The following is an 18,229-nucleotide window of genomic DNA, read 5'->3' as shown; positions in this document are numbered from 1 at the left end:
TGTCTGATGTGAGCGGCGTTATTCGGCGCGCATGGCGGCGCCGGCGGCGGTCAGTTGCTCGCGCAAGATGGCGCGATGACAGCGGGACTCCTGCTCGCAGTAACAGCCCACCGACAGGTTGGTGGTGTGGGAGAGGGCGGCCAGCAGCGCCAGATCGTGCCTGGCGGCGGGAGTGGCCAGCTCTGCCTTGTACTGTTTGCAGAAGGCGCTCCACTGGGCGGGCGTCTCGGCAGCCTGGCCCAGCTTCATGGTGTCGTTGCTGGGGGCGAGATTGGGGAACCAGACGTCGTACCAATCCTGGCTGGCAAACTCGGTTTTGGGCACGCCGCGGGGCGGGCGGCGCACTGTGCCGATCCGCAGTCCCTCGTCGGGCAGGCGGGGTGTGCCGAGGCGAACGATGGCCAGTGCCATGCAGGCTCCTTGCAGTTGACGCTTATTTCTCGGTGGCGACTTTCAGCGCCTGACCGTAGCAGATCACCTGCTTCAGGCAGCCCGGGGTGTCGCTGAATTCGGCGCACTTGTCGAAGGTGACGCCGTTGCCGCCCATGTCGGCCACACGGCGGCGGGCCAGGGTGCGGGCCTCACCGGCGTTGGGGATCGGCTGCTTGGCATCGCTCTGGCAGGACTCTCCTTCGACGGTGCCGAGGTAGAGGTAGTTGAGATCTGCCAGCTGGCCCTGTTCATAGATCTGAACGCTGCCCGGCTTGAAGTACTCGTCGAAGTTCTCTCTGTCCAGATTGCTGTTGAAGGCAAAGTCGGCGCAGCCGGAGGCAATCAGGGGCATCATCAGGATCAGGCGTTTCATCGTCTCGTATCTTGTGTCGGTGATGAGGACAGTAGCAAGGCGCAGGCGCTCCATGTCGGCATCTTGTGGAATAACGAAGGGGCCATTATAGGGGCCAGTCGACGGTGGCGACCAGCCCCATTTTTAGCCGTATGGACGGGGTGTGACAAGGATCCGGCCACGTGTTGCCTGTGCGGCTTCACGCTGCCGGCAAAGATGACTTGCCTGCTGTCATGAGAGAGGGGCGCACCGGGCGCCCCTCTCTCGTTGCTCATCAGGCCGGCGCCAGCCGCTGATGCAGGCTGCGGTAGTAGTCGTCCGCCAGCAGCGTCTGATGGGGGGCGCAGAGGCGGATCTGCCCCTCTTCCATCAGGGCGATCCGGTCCATCTGCTCCAGCCCCAGCAAACGGTGGGAGATGAGCAGCAGGGTGCGATCTGCCCCTAGCCGGAACAACAGTTCCATGATCTCCCGCTCGGTCTGGCTGTCGAGCCCTTCGGTCGGCTCATCCAGCAGCCAGAGCGGCGCGTCGTGCAGCAGGGCGCGGGCGATGCCGATGCGGCGGCGCTCGCCACCGGAGAGCGGCCGGCCGCCATCCCCCAGCCAGGCATCGAGCCCGCTGTCGCTGTGGCCGTTGTCATCTTCCAGCAGGTTGGCAAGGCCGACCTGGGTCAGCACCTGCACCAGCTGCTCGTCACTGGCATGGGGGGCGGCCAGCTTGAGGTTGCCGCGTAGGGTATCGGCAAACAGGTGCACCCGCTGGCTCACCACCGAGAGAGAGGCGCGCAGCGCCCCTTCGCTGTAGTCGGTGAGCGGCTTGCCATCGAGCAGGATCTTGCCGGCCTGCGGGTGCCATTCGCGGGTCAGCAGTCCCATCAGAGTGGACTTGCCACAGCCGGTCTGGCCCAGCAGCGCCAGCTTCTCGCCGGCCTGCAACTGCAGGGTGCAGCCGCGCAGCACCGGCTGCGGGTTGCCTGGGTAGCTGAAATAGAGGTCGCTTATCTGCAGCGCCCCCTGTTGCGCGTGGCGCTCTTCGTGGCCCCACTCGGGGGCCTTGGCCTCTTGCAGGATCTCGTTGAGGCGGCGGGCCGAGGTGAGGCTGGTGGAGAGGTGCTGGAAGGCACCGGCCAGCGGCATCAGCGCCTCGAAGCTGGCCAGGGTGGCGAACACCATCAGCGCCGTGATGGGATCCGGCGCAGCGCCAGCCACCCCGTGGCCGGCCAGCCACAGCATCAGGGTCAGGGTCCAGCCGCTCAGCAGTTGCACCGAGCCGTTGGCCAGCCCGCTCACCCGGGCCATGCGGGCCTGGGCCTGGATCAGCGCCTGCTCGGCCTGCTGCAGCTCGTCGCGCGCCCGGGGGGCGGCGGCAAACATCTGCAGCTCGGCCTGACCGTCCAGATAGTCCACCAGACGGGTACGCAGGCGCGATTTTTCCGCTATCAGCGCCTGTCCGGGCTTGCGACCGAGGAAATAGAACACCAGCGGCAGGGCAATCATGCCAAACAGCAGGATGGCGCCCAGGGTGAGTGCCAGCTCACTGTCAAAGAAGGAGAGAAAGAGCACCAGACCGGCAGTGCTGAGCAGGGCCGCACCTATGGGGGTAACCAGCCGCAGGTAGACGTGGTCCATGGCGTCGATGTCGGCCACCAGCCGGTTGAGCAGGTCCGCCTGGCGAAAGCCTGCCAGGGCGCCGGTGGAGAGCGGCGAGAGCTTTTGCCAGAACCAAACCCGCAGCCGGGTCAGCACCCGGAAGGTGGCGTCGTGGCTCACCACTCGCTCACCCCAGCGGCCGGCAGTGCGGATGATGGAGAAGAAGCGCACCCCGCCGGCCGGCGTCATGTAGTTGAAGTGATCGCGGGTGGCCGCCGTCAGCCCCGCCACGGCGGCGGCGGAGAGGAACCAGCCGGAGAGCGACAGCAGTCCCATCCCGGCCGCCAAGGTGACCAGGGCCAGCAGCAGACCGATGGAGAGGCTGAGCCAGTGCTGGCGATAGAGGCGCAGAAACGGCAAGAGATCAGTCATCGAGAGAACCCTCGTTACGTTGGGAGAGCAGGCGGGCAAACGGCCCCTGCGAGGTACTGAGTTGCTGGAAGTTGCCTTGCTCCACCAGCTTGCCACGCTCCAGCACCAGGATCTGGTCCATCTTGGTGAGCTGATCGAGGCGGTGGGTAATCATCAGCAGGGTCTGGTTGGCGATGACCTGCTCCAGCGTGGTCATGATGGCTCGCTCGGAGTGGCGATCCAGGCTGGCGGTCGGCTCGTCCAGCACCATCAGCTGGGTGGACTTGAGCAAGGTACGGGCCAGTGCCAGGCGCTGGGCCTGGCCGACCGAGAGGCCGCCGGCCTGATCCCCCACCGCATAGTCGAGTCCCTTCTCCATGGCGAACTCCCATGCCTGGGCCCGTTTCAGGGCCTCTTCCAGTTCGCCGTCACTGGCGGCGGGTTTGGCCAGCAGCAGATTGTCACGCAGCGAGGCGTGGAACAGCTGCGGGTTCTGGGAGAGCCAGCCCAGCTGCCTGCGCCACTGGCTCATGTCGAGGCTGGCCAGCTCCTGGCCGTTGACCTTGAGCTCGCCGCGATAGGGGGCAAAGCCGAGCAGGGCGTTGACCAGCGAGCTCTTGCCGGCGCCGCTGATGCCGATGAGGGCGGTGCGTGAACCCGCTTCCAGGGTGAAGTCGATGGGGCCGACCAGCACCTTGCCCTCGGCGCTCAGCACCTCCAGGGCGCGGGCTTCCACCCTGATGGGGGAGTCGGCATGGAACGGCGCATTGCCTGAGGCGGGTTCACTCACCTCGGCCTCGAGGAACTCCAGCAGCTGTTCGGCGGCGCCGATGGCCTGCGCCTTGGCGTGGTAGTGGGCACCGAGCTCGCGCAGCGGGGCGTAGAACTCGGGAGCCAGAAACAGCACGAACAGGCCGGTAAAGAGGGTAACTTTGGTGCCATAGTGGCCGAAGTTCAGGTGATCGATATAGGAGAACCCGAAGTAGACGGCCACCAGCGCCACCGAGAGGGCGGCGAAGAACTCCAGTACGGCGGTGCTGAGGAAGGCAAGGCGCAGCACCTCCATGGTGCGTTCGCGAAAATCTTCCGACGCATCGCGAATGGCATCCCCTTCCGCCTGGGTGCGCATGAAGAGCTGCAGGGTGCGCAGCCCCTTGAGGCGATCGAGGAAGTGGCCGGAGAGACGGGCCAGCGCCTGGAAGTTGCGGCGGTTGGCATCGGCGGCACCGACCCCCACCAGGATCATGAACAGCGGAATGAGGGGCGCCGTGCCCAGCAGAATGAGGCCAGCGGCCCAGTTGACCGGGAATACGGCCACCAGGATCACCACCGGAATGAACACGGCAATTGCCATTTGCGGCAGGTAGCGGGAGAAGAAATCCTGCATGTTTTCAATCTGCTCCAGCAGCAGGCTGGCCCAGCTGCCGGCCGGTCGACGCTGGATGTAGGCCGGTCCCAACCGGCCGAGGCGGGTGAGCACCAGCTCGCGGATGGCCTGGCGCACCGCGCTGCCTGCCTTGAAGCTGGCCACCTCGCGGCCATAGGCCAGCACCGCCTTGCCGAGGGTGACCAGCAGCAGGGTAATGAAGAGGGGAATGGATCCCGCCGGGGTGGCGTCTTCGATGATGAAGCCGTGCAGCAGGGTGGCCAGCAGCCAGGCCTGCGCCACCATCAGGATGCCCTGCCCCAGGCCAAAGCCGATGGAGAGGCCGATCCAGCGCCGGCCGTGGCTCGATTGATTGCGCAACCAGCCATAGAGTCGTTTTTGCGTTTTTTTATCCATTACCACCATCCTCGCGTCGAGTGGCGCAAGACTATCCTCGCCCCCCAGGCTTGGCAACCTTGTAAATTCCGGCCGGTGAAAACGATTGATGGAAAAAGCGGCTTGCTGCTCATTAGTTGGTCGAACAGATTGATTTATGGTAAAAAACCGTATCGGGGTGATTGCGCTCGGCGGCAAAATGCATATAGTAGAGGCCCTGACGCGGGTGTAGTTCAATGGTAGAACGGTAGCTTCCCAAGCTGCATACGTGGGTTCGATTCCCATCACCCGCTCCAAATTCCTGATAATGGCCAAGGCCGTTGTCACCTCAGCCGAAACGGCTGTCTGTCGTGGGGTTTCCCCATCACACCAAGCAAGTTTTGATGCCAGGCGGGCATCGTATAATGGCTATTACCTCAGCCTTCCAAGCTGATGATGCGGGTTCGATTCCCGCTGCCCGCTCCAGCCTTGATGCAAAAAGCCCACTCCTGCGAGTGGGCTTTTTGTTGTCCGTTTCTGGGCGAGGCTCACTGCCTGACCGGCACTCCTGAAAGCAGCTGCAATGAAAAAAGGCGCCATCGGCGCCTTTTCAACTCGGGAGGGAGGATTACTCCTGCTCCAGCTCGCCGCAGAAGCGATAGCCTTCGCCGTGGATGGTGGCGATGATCTCGGGGGTGTCGTTGACGCTCTCGAAGTGCTTGCGGATGCGGCGGATGGTGACATCCACGGTACGGTCGTGGGGCTTGAGCTCACGGCCAGTCATCTTCTTGAGCAGCTCGGCGCGGGTCTGGATCTGGCCCGGGTTTTCGCAGAAGTGCAGCATGGCGCGGAACTCGGAGCGCGGCAGCTTGAACATGTCGCCAGCCGGGCTGACCAGGGCGCGGCTGTTGATGTCCAGTGCCCAGCCGTTGAACAGGTAACGCTCCACCAGTTTCTTCTCTTCGCCACCGGCGGCCACGTTCATGGTGCGGCTCAGCAGGTTGCGGGCACGGATGGTCAGCTCGCGGGGGTTGAACGGCTTGGTGATGTAATCGTCGGCGCCGATTTCCAGACCCAGGATCTTGTCCACTTCGTTGTCGCGACCGGTCAGGAACATCAGGGCAATGTTGTCGTCCTCACGCAGCTCACGAGCCAGCAGCAGGCCATTCTTGCCCGGCAGGTTGATGTCCATGATCACCAGGTTGATGGTGTGGGCAGTCAGGGCCTGATGCATCTCGTCGCCATTGTTGGCTTCGAGCACGATATAGCCCTCTGCCTCGAAGATGCTTTTCAGGGTATTGCGAGTGACCAGTTCGTCTTCGACGATCAGAATGTGTGGTGTTTGCATGAGTATTCCCAGATTCTTATCAGTTAATTATCTAAATTTTAACACTCTTTGGCGTTACCCGACCGGTCCTGAAAATTAATTACGTCATCCTGGGTATGAATATCAGGTCGGATTATCGCGAATTTGGCATCAGCGTTGGCAAACATCCCTGTGCCACACATAGGCTCTCAATAAGTCTGATCGAGAGAAGCCTGGAAAGGTAGTCCATTACAAAAGTGGCTGCATTTTATCAGTTAACAGGCGCATAACAACACTCTTTGCCGTCAGATAGCAACTTTTTAACTCTGGTTTGATATAGGTCAAACCCTGAGTTCACAGCATGATACTTGGGGTTGCCCCCATTTTCGCCCCTATAAAATGTAATGGAATGTAACATGTGGTTGACATGAATTTGTGGGAAAACTACAGAAAAATCTGCTTTATTGCACCCTTTTCGGCGCCGAAATGGCCTGCCTACGCCATAGTGACGGCCTGGAATCCGGCCAGTCGCCAGCTGGGAATGCGTCGCAATACCCGCCGTCAGCGGGCCTTGCGGCGAGCCATTGCAGCCATGCCTGGCTGGCAGGTGATGGGGCCTTGTAGGGGCAGTTCGCTGGATGAAACATGGCAGGAGTCGTCGCTGCTGCTGGCCTGCCCGCGCAGCGAGGCCATCCGGCTGGCAGCCCGTTTTGGCCAGAATGCCATCTATTGGGTGGAACAGGGGGAGCTCTGGCTGCTGCCGGTGTTGCTGGCAGGGGAGCCACACCATCTGGGCAGAATTGAATCCCACTGGATTGTCAGGGGCTCTGCTTGATGAAAGAATGAGCGAATTCATGTCCATGGAAGGAGACTTATGATGCTGGATCTACTGCCCGATCTCTGTGACGAGTATGGCGATGCTCTGCAGGTGGCGGAGCCGCTGTTTCAAAATTTTGGTGGCAAGGTGCTGTTTCACGGCCAGGCGGTCACTCTCTCCTGTTACGAGGACAATAGCCTGGTGCGGGAGCTGGTCAACCGGCCCGGGCAGGGGCGGGTGATGGTGATCGATGGCGGTGGCTCCCTGCGCCGCGCCTTGCTCGGCGATCAGCTGGCGATCAAGGCGGCGGAGCAAGGTTGGGAAGGAATCGTGATCTACGGCGCCGTGCGCGACGTGGGCACGCTGGCGACACTGGCGCTGGGGGTCAAGGCATTGGCACCCTGCCCGGTCAAGACCGAGAAGCGGGGGCTGGGTGAGCTGGATGCGGTGGTGTCGTTTGCCGGGGTGACCATACATCCGGGTGACTATGTCTACGCCGATCTCAACGGCGTGCTGGTGAGTGCCACCCGGCTAATCTGAATCCGCTAGAAGTTGAAGCCGACCCCGACGCTGAGTGATTGTTCGGTGCGAAAGGCGCTGACGCCGTAGTTGGCGGTGATGGCCAGCTGCGGGGTCAACAGCAGGCTGGTGTTGAGCTCCAGCAGGGTGCTGGGCTTGTTCACCTCCAGCTGTTTGAGCTGGCTGCCGATGTTGAGCATGGGGGAGAGCTGGTAGCGCACCCCAGAGCTCAGGTTGTAGCCGGATTGCTCGCTGCTGGGGCCGATGGCCGGGCCTGCTTCCATGTAAAGGCTGACGCCATCGTGCAGCGGATATTGATAGCCGGTATTGATGAGCCAGAGATCGAAACTGTCGTTGTGATGAGTCTGACTGCCGAGCAGGACACCTGAGTAGCTTTTGACGTAGAGCTGGCTGTCGGTATCGTTCTTGAGGAAATCCCAGTCGGCGGCCTGGGCGGTGAGGCTGAGGCATGAGACGAGTGCGATGACGGATGATTTGACCATTCTTTTCCCCTCCCTGGGTCCGGAACAGGAATACAAGCATGGCACATGCCAGCTGTTAGTAAAGGGAACCCCGATCACAATAAAACAGTTTTGATTTGCTCTGGTCTCATGATACACAGGCCCCCATCATCCTGTTTCTTCCCCTATTTCGCTGATATCGAGAGGTGAATCCATGAACAAGAAACTGACTTTGCTGGCCGCGCTGGCCCTGGGGGGCTGCGCCATGGCTACTGGTTCCAAACTGACGCAACTGCAAGCCTCCACCTGGCAACTGCAGGGGGCGAGCGGCGACACCTTTACCCTGCAAGTGGCCGGCGACAAGGTGGCGGGCAAAGGCGGCTGCAACCGCTATTTCGGCAGCATCACCCAGCAGGGTGACGGGGTACTGGCGCTGGGCCCCATGGGTTCGACCCGCATGATGTGCATGGGCGAGCTGGCCGGCAAGGAGATGCTCTACCTGCAGACGCTGGAGAAAGTGGCGAGCTTCCAGATCAGCGGCCAGCAGCTGGTGCTGAGCGACGCCAACAAGGCGGCACTGCTCACCTTCGACGCCATGCCTGCCGCCAAGTAACTGACGTTTTTGTCAAAGACTGTCGTAGCGCGCGCAGCCGGATGCAGAAAGGGACGCCACGGCGTCCCTTTTGCTATTTGCACTCCCTTTTGCAACGAGGGCGGATCGGCTAGCCGCCGCGCTGGAACTTGAAGCGCTTCTTGCGCCGGTAGGGATAGACATCCTCGAACACCCCCTCCTTGATGTTGCTCTGCAGCATCTTCCAGTAGTTGGCGTCGAACATCTCCTTGTGCAGCGCCAACATGATCTCGCGCACCTGCGGCTTTTGCAGCAGGAAGGTGGCGAACTCCTCGGGGAAGATGTCGTTGGGGGCCACCGAATACCAGGGCTCGGCGCTCCATTCGTCTTCGGGGTAGCGCGGTGGCGGGATCTGGCGGAAGTTGCACTCCGTCATGTAGCAGATCTCGTCGTAGTCGTAGAACACCACCCGGCCGTGGCGGGTGACGCCGAAGTTCTTGAACAGCATGTCTCCCGGGAAGATGTTGGCTGCCGCCAGCTGCTTGATGGCGTTGCCGTACTCCTCCAGCGCGAGCCGGGTCTGCTGCTCGTCTGCCTTGTCCAGATAGAGGTTGAGCGGGATCATCTTGCGCTCTGTGTAGAGGTGCTTGATCACCAGCTTGTCGGCGGTGATGGTGAGCGCCGAGGGGGCTACCGCCTTGAGTTCGGCCAGCAGCTCCGGCGAGATGCGATCGAGGGGAAACTCGAAGTTGGTGAACTCCTGGGTATCGGCCATCCGTCCCACCCGGTCGTGCTGCTTTACCAGCCGGTACTTCGCCTTCACCTGCTCGTGACTCACGTCCTTGGGGGGCGTGAACTCGTCCTTTATCACCTTGAACACCACGTCGTAGGAGGGGAGGGTGAACACGCTCATCACCATCCCCTTGATGCCCGGCGCGATGACGAACTGCTCGCGACTCTGGGCCAGATGGTGCTGATAGTGGCGATAGAGCTCGGTCTTGCCGTGCTTCTGGCAGCCGATGGCGTTGTAGATCTCGTAGTCCGGCTTGTGGGGCATGATCTGGCGTAAAAAGGCGACGAACAGCGCCGGCTCCGGGGCATAGACCATGAAGTAGGCGCGGGCGAAGCCGAACACGATGGAGGCGAGATCCGGCTCGAAGATGACGGTATCCACATAGATGCTCTGGCCGGTGCTGAGCAGGGGCAGGATGAAGGGAAAGACCTGCTCCCTTGCCCGGATCAGCCCCACCAGATAGGCCCCCTTGTTGCGGTAGAAGACCTCTCTCAATAGCTCGATGGCGAAAGGCTCATCGTGCAGAATATGCGGGCCGTTCTCGGCAAGATGACGATGGATATCGACAATATCCCGCTGTTTGTCCTCATAGGGCAGGGTGAAGCTGTAATCCCCCAGCAGCTGGCTCAGAGTCTGCGGCAGGTGGGCGAGATCGGTGCGATAGATGCGCAGCAACGCGCTCAGATCGGGCTTGTCACCGCGGCTGACGAAGGGGTGGATGTAGAGGTTCTCGTCGCGGATGTTGCGATGGCGAAAGATGCGGCGGTAGACGGAGTTGAAGAAGGACTCCGCCACCTCGAAGTTCTCGCACTTGGGCAGCAGGTCGCTGAAGGCACTCTTCACCCGCTTGAGCAGCTCCTGGGTGGCGTGGTGTTCTCCCATCATCTGGCGAATGGAGCCGGCCGTCGCCCCCACGTGGTGGTCATAGAGGCGGATGCGCTCGCGCCCCGCCAGCTGCACCCCCAGCCAGTCGCTGTTTTCAAAACGGCTCTTGCTGCCCTGGGTGATTTCGAGAAACCGGCTGTAAAACGACTCGAAGCGTTGCAGAATCGTCTCGGCGACGGCCTGTTCCAATGGCTGCTGCATCTCTCTCTTCCTTGTGATCTGTCGGGCCGATGGCGCTTGGGATTGGCTGCAATTTGTCCACATTCCTGGCCACTATGGCAACATTCAAACGTCTGTTCAAGTGGCAATTTTCGGGTGAAAACGGTAGATTGCGCCCCTGTTTTGCCGACGTTCCGCTGTGGTTTGCACGTTCGGCCCTGCCCAGGAGAAGACCCGATGAAACTCTATTTTGTGCTGGTGGCCCCCGCCCGCCCTGCCAACGTGGGCGCCGCCGCCCGCGCCATGAAAACCATGGGCTTTGATGCCATGCGACTGGTGGCAAGCCGGGTGCACGAAGAGGAGGAGGCGAGCTGGGTAGCCCACGGTGCGCAGGAGATCCTGACCCAGGCCGAGGCGTTCGACACCCTGGAGGAGGCGCTGGCCGACATGGATCTGGTGGTGGCCACCACTGCCCGCCAGCGCGGCCGTTACCAGCACTACCTCACTCCGGCCGAGATCCGTGACCAGATCAAGGCCAAGCCTTCCCTTGAGAAGGTGGCCATCGTGTTTGGTTGCGAGGAGTCGGGGCTCTCCAACGAGCAACTGGCCCAGGTCGATCTCATCAGCTATCTGCCGCTCAAGGTGAGCTACCCGTCCCTGAACCTGGGCCAGGCGATCATGCTGTACGCCTACGAGCTGAGCCAGTTGCTCGATGAGCCCGAGGTGCTAGCAGAAAATATTGATAACGTCGGACAGGTTCGGGTACTGAAAAGTAAAACAGCAGAAATTCTTGGTGATCTCGGTGTTTCGCAGGATGAAAAACTGCATCAATGGGTGATGGACCGGGTGCCCATGCTGCCGCAGCGGGATTTGAACATGCTCCATCTGCTCTGCAAAGACCTTGCCCGCAAACTTGGCAAAGAGGTTTAGGTTGACAGCCCGGCGCCCGGCGCGGTATTGCTAAAAGCCAGCTTCGTTCAAGAGTGTTCGTCATGCAGTTATTCACCAACGTCATCACCACCACCATTATTACCGGTACCACCACAGGTGGCACTGGGGCCGGTTGATGCGCTGACGAACAAGCACAGAAATCAGAAAAAGGCCCGTACCCACCCAGTACGGGCCTTTTTTGTTGGGTTGTTTTCAGACAGTTTCCAGACCGATTAGCGGATCAATTTGCAGGGAATACAGGGAGATAGCGATGAGAGTGTTGAAGTTTGGCGGGTCGTCACTGGCCGATGCAGAGCGTTTTTTACGGGTCGCCGATATCGCGGTGAATACCCACGGCCAATCCCAGGTTGCCCTGGTGCTGTCGGCACCGGCCAAGGTGACCAACCACCTGGTGGCGCTGGTGGAGCAGACCAGCCGCGGCATGGATGCCAGCAGCACCCTGTTTGAAATCAACGGTATCTTCTCCCGCCTGCTGGCCGGCTTGAAGGCAGCCTATCCGGCGCTGGATGACAAGGCGCTGCAGGCCCGTCTCACCAGCGAACTGGATCAGGTGGAGCGGCTGATGCAGGGCATCCGCCTGCTGGGGCTCTGCCCGGACAACGTGCAGGCCCGCATCCTGAGCCGGGGCGAGAACCTCTCCATCGCCTTCATGCACGAACTGCTGCGGGTACGCGGCCTCGAACTGGACCTCATTGTGCCAGAAGAGCTGCTGGTGACCGACGGCGGCTACCTCGAGGCCCACGTGGACATCGAAGCCTCCCGCCTGCGCTTCGCCGCCAAGGGCCTGCGCTCCGACTGCCTTTACCTGATGCCGGGCTTTACCGGTGGCAGCGACAAGGGGGAGACCGTGCTGCTGGGCCGTAACGGGTCGGATTACAGCGCAGCCGTCTTGGCCGCCTGCGTCGATGCCGAGTGCTGCGAGATCTGGACCGACGTCGAGGGCTGCTACAACTGCGACCCACGCCTGGTGCCGGACGCCTATCTGCTGAAGACCCTCTCCTACAAGGAGGCGATGGAGCTCTCCTACTTCGGTGCCAAGGTACTGCACCCGAAAACCATCGCGCCGGTGGCCCAGTTCCACATTCCCTGCCTCATCAAGAACAGCTTCAACCCGCAGGGGCCGGGCACCCTCATCGGGGTCGAGCAGGGGGATGACGACCTAAAGGTGAAGGCCATCTCGGATCTCTCCGGCATGTGCATGTTCAACGTCTCCGGCCCCGGCATGAAGGGGATGGTGGGCATGGCCGGCCGCATCTTCTCCGCCGTCTCCCGCGCCGGGGTCAGCATCGTCCTCATCACCCAGTCATCCTCCGAATACAGCGTCAGCTTCTGTATCCACAGCTATGACTGCGACAAGACCCGCAAGGTGCTGGAGCGCGAGTTCGAGCTCGAATTCAAGAACCAGCTGCTGGATCCGCTGGAGATCATGCAGGATCTGGCGATCATCTCCCTCATCGGTGACGGCATGCGCACCTCCAAGGGGATGGCGGCCCGCTTCTTCACCTCGCTGGCACAAGCCTCCATCAACATCGTCGCCATTGCCCAGGGCTCGAGCGAGCGCTCCATCTCTGCGGTGGTGCGGGATCGCAAGGTGGCCGAAGCCATCAAGGCCTGCCACCAGAACTTCTTCGGCAGCCAGCAGTTCATCGACCTGTTCGTGGTCGGTGTCGGCGGTGTCGGCGCAGCCCTGGTGGATCAGATTGCCCGCCAGCAGCCGGTATTGGCCGAGCAGGGCACTGGCCTGCGGGTAGTGGGCATCGCCAACAGCCGCCAGATGGCGGTCAACAAGGATGGCCTGAACCTCGCCAACTGGCGTGAACAGCTGGTGGAAGCCCGTGACAGCTTCAGCCTGGAGGCGGTGAAGAAGCTGGTGGAAGAGAGCCACCTCATCAACCCAGTGATCGTCGATTGCACCTCCTCTGAGGCCATCGCCGTCCAGTACGCCGACTTCCTCGCCGCCGGTTTCCACGTGGTCACCCCGAACAAGAAGGCCAACACAGGGTCGCTCGATTACTACAAGGCGCTGCGCCGCACCGCCCGCCAGACCCGTCGCAAGTTCCTGTACGAGACCAACGTGGGCGCCGGCCTGCCGGTCATCGAGAACCTGCAGAACCTGATCAAGGCCGGTGACAAGCTGCGCGCCTTCGACGGCGTGCTGTCCGGTTCGCTCTCCTTTATCTTCGGCAAGCTGGACGAAGGGATGGCTTTCTCCGACGCAACCAAGATTGCCCGTGGCAACGGCTTTACCGAGCCGGATCCGCGCGACGATCTCAACGGCATGGACGTGGCCCGCAAGCTGCTCATTCTGGCTCGCGAGGCCGGCATGGCGCTGGAGCTCGCCGATGTCGAGGTAGAGCAGGCGCTGCCGCCCGGCTTTGATGTGAGCGGCGATGTGGAAGCCTTCATGGCTCGTCTGCCGGAGGCTGACGGCTGGTTCCGCGACCAGTTCGCGGCTGCTCAGCGTGACGGCAAGGTGCTGCGCTACGTGGGCTCCATCGAGGGTGGCAAGTGCAAGGTTGCCATCAAGGCGGTCGGCGCCGACGAGCCGCTGTTCAAGGTCAAAGACGGGGAGAACGCGCTCGCCTTCTTCTCTACCTACTACCAGCCGATCCCGCTGGTGCTGCGCGGCTATGGCGCCGGCACCGAAGTGACCGCCGCGGGCGTCTTTGCTGACGTGCTGCGCACCCAGAACTGGAAGCAGGAGTTGTAAGCATGAGTTCAGACATGTACCAGAGCAGCAGCGTGGTGGCCTATGCCCCCGCCTCCAGCGCCAACCTGAGCGTGGGATTCGATGTACTGGGGGCGGCGCTCGCCCCCGTGGATGGTTCCCTGCTCGGGGATCGCGTCCAGGTCAAGGCCGCCGATGTGCCGTTTGCCCTCTCCTCCGTGGGCCGTTACGCCCACAAGTTGCCGGCTGACCCGAAAAAGAACATCCTCCATGACTGCTGGCTCGCCTATGGCGAGGCGCTGGAGAAGCTTGGCCTTGGTCTCAAGCCGCTCGAAATGGTGCTGGAGAAGAACCTGCCGGTGGGCTCGGGTCTGGGTTCCAGCGCCTGCAGCGTGGTGGCGGCACTGGAAGGCCTCAACGCCTTTCACGGCGCGCCCCTCAATGAACACGACCTGCTGCTGTTGATGGGGGAGATGGAAGGCAAGATCTCCGGCTCCGTCCACTACGACAACGTCGCCCCCTGCTATCTGGGTGGCATGCAGCTGGTGCTGGAAGAGCACGGCGTCATCAGCCAGGGCATCCCGGTGTTTGACGAGTGGTACTGGGTGGTCTGCTACCCGGGCACAGTGGTCTCCACTGCCGCCGCCCGCGCCATTCTGCCGGCCCAGTATCGCCGCCAGGATTGCCTCACCTATGGCCGCCGGCTGGCCGCCTTCGTGCACGCCAGCTACACCGGGCAGGAGGGGCTGGCGGCCAGCGTATTGAAAGACGTGATTGCCGAGCCCTACCGCGCGGCGCTCATTGAAGGCTTTGCCGAAGTGCGGGCCCAGGCCGCCCAGAACGGGGCACTGGCCACCGGCATCTCGGGCTCCGGCCCCAGCGTGTTTGTGGTGATGAAGGATCTGGCCCAGGCCGAGCGGATGAAAGATTGGATGGATGCACATTTCGTGCAGAACGAAGATGGATTTGCCCGGGTTTGCAAACTCGACATGGCCGGGGCACGGGTAACAGGAAGCGAGCTATGAATCTTTACAATATCAAGGACAAGAGTGAACAGGTGAGCTTCGCCCAGGCGGTGCGTCAGGGTCTGGGCCGCGAACAGGGTCTGTTCTTCACCGAGCAGCTTGAGCCGCTGGCCGATGTCGACGCCCTGCTGGATCTGCCGCTGGTGGAGCGCTCCGCCCGCATCCTCAGCCACCTGCTGGGGGACGAAGTGGCCGCGGCCAAAGTGCATGAGCTGGTCAGTGCCGCCTTTACCTTCCCGGCGCCGCTGGTGAAATTGAAAGATGGCACCTATGCCCTTGAACTGTTCCACGGCCCGACTCTGGCGTTCAAGGACTTCGGCGGCCGCTTTATGGCTCAGTGCCTTGCGGCCTTTAGAACCAACGACAAGATCACCATCCTCACTGCCACCTCCGGCGACACCGGCGCCGCCGTGGCCCACGCCTTCTACGGGCTGGAAGGGATCGAGGTGGTGATCCTCTACCCCAAGGGCAAGATAAGCCCGCTGCAGGAGGCGCTGTTCTGCACCTTGGGGGGCAACATCCGCACCATCGCCATCGACGGCGACTTCGATGCCTGCCAGGCGCTGGTGAAGCAGTCCTTCGATGACGAGGAGCTGAAAAAGGCCATTGGCCTGAACTCCGCCAACTCCATCAATATCAGCCGCTTGCTGGCCCAGGTTTGCTACTACTTCGAGGCGGTGGCCCAGCTGCCGAAAGCCCAACGCGCCAAGGCGGTCATCAGCGTGCCGTCCGGCAACTTTGGCAACCTCACCGCTGGCCTGATTGCCAAGGCGCTGGGGCTGCCGGTGAAGCGCTTTATCGCTGCCACCAACGCCAACGATACCGTGCCGCGCTACCTGAAAACCGGTCAATGGGATCCGCACCAGACGGTGGCAACCCTGTCGAACGCCATGGATGTGAGCCGCCCCAACAACTGGCCTAGGGTGGAAGAGCTGTGCCGTCGCAAAGGCTGGGCACTGGAAACCCTGGGCTCTGGCATGCGCAGTGATGCCGAAACCCGCGCAGCCCTCAAACGCCTGCACCAGCTGGACTATCTGTGCGAACCCCACGGGGCGATTGCCTGGGATCTGCTGGGCGAACAGCTGGCCGACGATGAGGTAGGGGTGTTCCTCTGCACCGCCCATCCGGCCAAGTTCAAGGAGTCGGTGGACGAGATCCTGGGGCTGGACGTGCCGCTGCCGGGGCCGCTCGCCAAGCACGCCGTGCTGCCGCTCTTGTCCCATAACCTGCCGGCGGAGTTTGCCCCGCTAAGGGCCTTCCTGCTCGGTTAAGTTGACTGCCAATCCCCCGAGCTCGGGGGATTTTTCTATCCGTTGTTTTCTATCCGTTGTTTTCTATCCGTGACAGGGCGGGCAAGCCGCCCCCTATAAGGAGTGAAGATGAATCAGCATCCCCTTCGAACTCTCATCGAGACCTGCGATGCCGCCATCTCCCGGCGTGATTTCGACGCCCTGATGGCCTTCTACGCCGAGGACGCCGCCCTGGTGGTCAAGCCCGGCATGGTGGTGCGCGGCACTCCCGCCATCCGCCGCGCCTTCACTGCCATCTCGGATTACTTTCAGGGACAGCTCAAGGTGGAGCAGGGCGCCATGGAGGTGATCGAGGGGGCCGACAATGCCCTGGTGGTCATGGAGACCCGGCTCAATTACCCCGATGGCCAGGGGGGCCTGACTGAGGAAACCCGCCGCGCCACCTATGTGTTTCGCAAAGAAGCCGATGGGCAGTGGCGCTGCACCATAGACAACTCCTATGGCACTGCGTTGCTGGCAGCGGTGGACCCCGCGCCTTCTGTCTGAACGCTCCCAGGGGCTATCCCAGAGTGGGGGCTGCTACAAGCCCCCGAATGGCAGGCAATCAACAAGCTGCTGATATAGATAGACTTGTCAGAGGTTGCTGTGGTGCGGCGCCGGTTTGATGCAGGTTTTCTCCGCCATAGTGGCGGCGCGCAGAAGAATAAAAATTGTGGGAAAAAGCCGCCGATGGGGAGTCTCTTGACCAGCCGCTCGGTGGCTGTTAATCAGGGTGCTGCATGAAGCCATCATGGACGAACAAGGTCGGCACCCTGCTCAGGGTTGGCGGCCGATGGCCGGATAATAACGGATCAGGGAGCAAACCATCATGTGGCCGTACCGAAGAGTCGTAACGCAATCCCTTAAAACCCCTCTGGTGATCGCCAGGGTGCTGGTTTATATCGCACTGTTAATCTTGTTGCCGCTGCCCTTGAGCATCTTCTCGGATTCTCTGGTCGGCGGCGCAATTGTTGTTCCTTACGCCGTCTCAGTGCTGCCTGTCAGCGTCGGGCTGATCATCATCTCCGGTTTTATGGCCATCCTGATCGCCAGGGTGGAGGCGCTCAAGAACCGCTGATAGCGAGCACCGGCGCAGATAGTGACCCGCCAAACAGGATAAACAGGAAACAAAAATCCCCCGAGTGCGGGGGATTTTTATTGTGCGAACAGGCCGCGCGGGGTCAGAACCGGAAGGCGGGAAACATTCTGGCCACCGGTTTGCTGTACCTGGATCTGGATTTTCTGACGCTCTGGCAGAGGTGAGCGGCGACAGGGCTACTCGACGGCCGTTTTCTCACAGCTGGGGTTGCCCATATCGTCGTGAACACTGCAATCCCAGTTGTGCACACCATCGCTGAGCTGGTCGTATTCTACCTTGGCTGCGGCCAGGTTGACCCCTTCCAGCTCAGTCGGCTGGACGTTCACATACCAAACGCGTGTGCCGTCGGTGACGAAGTTCTCCTGCAATGGCTTGATGAGGGCGCTGTCGACCCCTTTTGGCAGAGGGGCGATCAGCTGGTTGCCGCTATAGAAGCCGTCTTTGGTCACGGCTGAAGAGAAGTTCAGGCAGTGGAAGCTGGTAGCATCCACCTCTTGTTGGGGTTCACCCTTGAAATAGAGGGTGTCATCGATGTTGGCCCATCCTTGGCAGACGTCGTACAACGCCACTTTTCCTTTGTGAGGGATGACCTTGGTCTGGTCGGCCACATAGTAGTAGTGGCGCTGGTCAGCAGCCTGACCATGGGTTGTCTTCAGGTGTTTGGGGTCTGCTCCCTCGAGCAGTTCGCCGGTGACGAGAAAGACATGGCGATCGTCGCTGGCAAAAGGGTGGTCAAGCAAGGCGAAGGCGGCGGTATTCACCGGCACCTTGATCTGCTCGCAATAGGCATAGGCCTGCTGCCCGCTCAGCAGGAAACTGCCAAGCGCCTTGGCGCTGTTGACATCAAAGCTGTCAGGCAGCGGCTGGGCATTGCAGAAATAGCGCCCCTGCGAGAGGGCAAGGGCGAAATTATCGTTGCGGTATATGACGTCAAAATCCGTCGGAACAGCTCCGGCCAGCGGAGTTCCCGCTTGATTGCCATAGGGTTTGAAGATGACCTTGCCGGCATCGAGCTGATAGGGGGCAGCAATCTCTGCATGGCTTGCCAGCGGCAGACAGCACGCCAACAGGGCGCAGTAGCGAACATTCATAAGGGCTCACTGTTCATTGATAAGGTGGGTGATGATGCGAAATGGCAGCCTGGGTCTTGAGAGCACAGCAT

Annotated in this window: 17 protein-coding genes, 2 tRNA genes and 1 other annotated feature; of the genes, 11 read left to right on the top strand and 8 right to left on the bottom strand. The window is 61.5% G+C overall.

Going from position 1 to position 18,229, the window contains the following annotated elements; all coding sequences use genetic code 11:
- Positions 1 to 18: 18 nt before the first annotated feature.
- The 4 genes from I6L38_RS12650 to cydD form a co-directional block, all read right to left on the bottom strand.
- A complete protein-coding gene (locus I6L38_RS12650; protein ID WP_005303108.1) occupies positions 19 to 411 on the bottom strand; it encodes a DUF488 domain-containing protein in 393 nt (130 codons plus the stop codon).
- A gap of 22 nt (positions 412 to 433) precedes the next feature.
- Positions 434 to 805, bottom strand: a complete 372-nt coding sequence (gene rcsF / locus I6L38_RS12645) for an Rcs stress response system protein RcsF (protein ID WP_216988565.1) — start codon at positions 803 to 805, stop codon at positions 434 to 436.
- Between the two features lie 253 nt (positions 806 to 1,058).
- Positions 1,059 to 2,804, bottom strand: coding sequence for a cysteine/glutathione ABC transporter ATP-binding protein/permease CydC (gene cydC, locus I6L38_RS12640; RefSeq protein ID WP_216988564.1), 1,746 nt, complete (start codon positions 2,802 to 2,804; stop codon positions 1,059 to 1,061).
- Positions 2,797 to 4,566, bottom strand: coding sequence for a cysteine/glutathione ABC transporter permease/ATP-binding protein CydD (gene cydD, locus I6L38_RS12635; RefSeq protein WP_201882482.1), 1,770 nt, complete (start codon positions 4,564 to 4,566; stop codon positions 2,797 to 2,799). The genes cydC and cydD overlap by 8 nt, the downstream gene beginning before the upstream one ends.
- Before the next feature lie 201 nt (positions 4,567 to 4,767).
- Between cydD and I6L38_RS12630 the strand changes: the two genes are divergently transcribed.
- Positions 4,768 to 4,841, top strand: a tRNA-Gly gene (locus I6L38_RS12630).
- Positions 4,842 to 4,935: 94 nt separating this feature from the next.
- Positions 4,936 to 5,010: transfer RNA gene (locus tag I6L38_RS12625), tRNA-Gly, on the top strand.
- Between the two features lie 142 nt (positions 5,011 to 5,152).
- On the opposite strand, the gene arcA is transcribed toward I6L38_RS12625, so the two are convergent.
- Positions 5,153 to 5,872: a two-component system response regulator ArcA gene (gene arcA / locus I6L38_RS12620; RefSeq protein WP_010633329.1), complete on the bottom strand. Its 720-nt coding sequence runs from the start codon at positions 5,870 to 5,872 to the stop codon at positions 5,153 to 5,155.
- Positions 5,873 to 6,248: 376 nt separating this feature from the next.
- Between arcA and I6L38_RS12615 the strand changes: the two genes are divergently transcribed.
- Positions 6,249 to 6,665 carry a DUF3293 domain-containing protein gene (locus I6L38_RS12615; protein WP_216988563.1) on the top strand — a complete coding sequence of 139 codons (417 nt, stop codon included), beginning with the start codon at positions 6,249 to 6,251 and terminating at the stop codon, positions 6,663 to 6,665.
- A 42-nt stretch (positions 6,666 to 6,707) separates the two neighbouring features.
- Entirely contained in the window at positions 6,708 to 7,187 is a 480-nt protein-coding gene (locus I6L38_RS12610; protein WP_042052180.1) for a putative 4-hydroxy-4-methyl-2-oxoglutarate aldolase, read from the top strand.
- A 5-nt stretch (positions 7,188 to 7,192) separates the two neighbouring features.
- Here the strand turns inward: I6L38_RS12610 and I6L38_RS12605 are convergent, their stop codons facing one another.
- Positions 7,193 to 7,669 carry a hypothetical protein gene (locus tag I6L38_RS12605; RefSeq protein WP_017765734.1) on the bottom strand — a complete coding sequence of 159 codons (477 nt, stop codon included), beginning with the start codon at positions 7,667 to 7,669 and terminating at the stop codon, positions 7,193 to 7,195.
- A 172-nt stretch (positions 7,670 to 7,841) separates the two neighbouring features.
- Between I6L38_RS12605 and I6L38_RS12600 the strand changes: the two genes are divergently transcribed.
- Complete coding sequence (locus tag I6L38_RS12600; RefSeq protein ID WP_010633332.1) at positions 7,842 to 8,240, top strand: META domain-containing protein; 399 nt, start codon at positions 7,842 to 7,844, stop codon at positions 8,238 to 8,240.
- 109 nt (positions 8,241 to 8,349) lie between these two features.
- Here the strand turns inward: I6L38_RS12600 and aceK are convergent, their stop codons facing one another.
- Positions 8,350 to 10,077, bottom strand: coding sequence for a bifunctional isocitrate dehydrogenase kinase/phosphatase (gene aceK / locus I6L38_RS12595; RefSeq protein WP_017786361.1), 1,728 nt, complete (start codon positions 10,075 to 10,077; stop codon positions 8,350 to 8,352).
- Positions 10,078 to 10,272: 195 nt separating this feature from the next.
- Between aceK and I6L38_RS12590 the strand changes: the two genes are divergently transcribed.
- The 6 genes from I6L38_RS12590 to I6L38_RS12565 all read left to right on the top strand — a co-directional run bounded on the left by I6L38_RS12590 (position 10,273) and on the right by I6L38_RS12565 (position 17,046).
- On the top strand, positions 10,273 to 10,965 hold the full coding sequence (locus I6L38_RS12590; protein ID WP_017765731.1) for a tRNA/rRNA methyltransferase: 693 nt from the start codon (positions 10,273 to 10,275) through the stop codon (positions 10,963 to 10,965).
- Positions 10,966 to 11,033: 68 nt separating this feature from the next.
- Positions 11,034 to 11,168: a sequence feature (Thr leader region), on the top strand.
- Positions 11,169 to 11,236: 68 nt separating this feature from the next.
- Complete coding sequence (gene thrA / locus I6L38_RS12585; RefSeq protein ID WP_216988562.1) at positions 11,237 to 13,696, top strand: bifunctional aspartate kinase/homoserine dehydrogenase I; 2,460 nt, start codon at positions 11,237 to 11,239, stop codon at positions 13,694 to 13,696.
- A 2-nt stretch (positions 13,697 to 13,698) separates the two neighbouring features.
- Complete coding sequence (thrB, locus tag I6L38_RS12580; protein WP_216988561.1) at positions 13,699 to 14,679, top strand: homoserine kinase; 981 nt, start codon at positions 13,699 to 13,701, stop codon at positions 14,677 to 14,679.
- The gene (gene thrC, locus I6L38_RS12575) at positions 14,676 to 15,950 is read left to right on the top strand and encodes a threonine synthase (RefSeq protein ID WP_216988560.1); all 1,275 of its coding nucleotides are present in this window, start codon (positions 14,676 to 14,678) and stop codon (positions 15,948 to 15,950) included. The genes thrB and thrC overlap by 4 nt, the downstream gene beginning before the upstream one ends.
- A 108-nt stretch (positions 15,951 to 16,058) precedes the next feature.
- Positions 16,059 to 16,475, top strand: coding sequence for an SgcJ/EcaC family oxidoreductase (locus I6L38_RS12570; protein ID WP_216988559.1), 417 nt, complete (start codon positions 16,059 to 16,061; stop codon positions 16,473 to 16,475).
- A gap of 322 nt (positions 16,476 to 16,797) precedes the next feature.
- Complete coding sequence (locus tag I6L38_RS12565; protein ID WP_010633338.1) at positions 16,798 to 17,046, top strand: hypothetical protein; 249 nt, start codon at positions 16,798 to 16,800, stop codon at positions 17,044 to 17,046.
- Positions 17,047 to 17,243: 197 nt separating this feature from the next.
- On the opposite strand, the gene I6L38_RS12560 is transcribed toward I6L38_RS12565, so the two are convergent.
- Positions 17,244 to 18,158 carry a DKNYY domain-containing protein gene (locus I6L38_RS12560; protein WP_017786356.1) on the bottom strand — a complete coding sequence of 305 codons (915 nt, stop codon included), beginning with the start codon at positions 18,156 to 18,158 and terminating at the stop codon, positions 17,244 to 17,246.
- Between the last annotated feature and the right edge of the window lie 71 nt (positions 18,159 to 18,229).

The sequence above is a fragment of the Aeromonas sp. FDAARGOS 1408 genome (assembly GCF_019048665.1).
GTDB lineage: Bacteria > Pseudomonadota > Gammaproteobacteria > Enterobacterales > Aeromonadaceae > Aeromonas > Aeromonas dhakensis.
The sequence above is the reverse complement of the archived record's forward strand: the minus strand, read 5'-3'. Positions and strand labels throughout refer to the sequence as shown.

What these genes read in the sequence shown, in the direction of transcription:
- thrA (WP_216988562.1), top strand. Translation starts at nt 11,237, where the DNA reads ATGAGAGTGTTGAAGTTTGGCGGGTCGTCACTGGCCGATGCAGAGCGT.
- arcA (WP_010633329.1), bottom strand. Translation starts at nt 5,872, where the DNA reads ATGCAAACACCACACATTCTGATCGTCGAAGACGAACTGGTCACTCGC.
- I6L38_RS12560 (WP_017786356.1), bottom strand. Translation starts at nt 18,158, where the DNA reads ATGAATGTTCGCTACTGCGCCCTGTTGGCGTGCTGTCTGCCGCTGGCA.
- I6L38_RS12600 (WP_010633332.1), top strand. Translation starts at nt 7,842, where the DNA reads ATGAACAAGAAACTGACTTTGCTGGCCGCGCTGGCCCTGGGGGGCTGC.
- I6L38_RS12565 (WP_010633338.1), top strand. Translation starts at nt 16,798, where the DNA reads ATGTGGCCGTACCGAAGAGTCGTAACGCAATCCCTTAAAACCCCTCTG.
- rcsF (WP_216988565.1), bottom strand. Translation starts at nt 805, where the DNA reads ATGAAACGCCTGATCCTGATGATGCCCCTGATTGCCTCCGGCTGCGCC.
- I6L38_RS12570 (WP_216988559.1), top strand. Translation starts at nt 16,059, where the DNA reads ATGAATCAGCATCCCCTTCGAACTCTCATCGAGACCTGCGATGCCGCC.
- I6L38_RS12650 (WP_005303108.1), bottom strand. Translation starts at nt 411, where the DNA reads ATGGCACTGGCCATCGTTCGCCTCGGCACACCCCGCCTGCCCGACGAG.
- cydC (WP_216988564.1), bottom strand. Translation starts at nt 2,804, where the DNA reads ATGACTGATCTCTTGCCGTTTCTGCGCCTCTATCGCCAGCACTGGCTC.
- cydD (WP_201882482.1), bottom strand. Translation starts at nt 4,566, where the DNA reads ATGGATAAAAAAACGCAAAAACGACTCTATGGCTGGTTGCGCAATCAA.
- thrB (WP_216988561.1), top strand. Translation starts at nt 13,699, where the DNA reads ATGAGTTCAGACATGTACCAGAGCAGCAGCGTGGTGGCCTATGCCCCC.
- I6L38_RS12605 (WP_017765734.1), bottom strand. Translation starts at nt 7,669, where the DNA reads ATGGTCAAATCATCCGTCATCGCACTCGTCTCATGCCTCAGCCTCACC.
- thrC (WP_216988560.1), top strand. Translation starts at nt 14,676, where the DNA reads ATGAATCTTTACAATATCAAGGACAAGAGTGAACAGGTGAGCTTCGCC.
- I6L38_RS12610 (WP_042052180.1), top strand. Translation starts at nt 6,708, where the DNA reads ATGCTGGATCTACTGCCCGATCTCTGTGACGAGTATGGCGATGCTCTG.
- aceK (WP_017786361.1), bottom strand. Translation starts at nt 10,077, where the DNA reads ATGCAGCAGCCATTGGAACAGGCCGTCGCCGAGACGATTCTGCAACGC.
- I6L38_RS12590 (WP_017765731.1), top strand. Translation starts at nt 10,273, where the DNA reads ATGAAACTCTATTTTGTGCTGGTGGCCCCCGCCCGCCCTGCCAACGTG.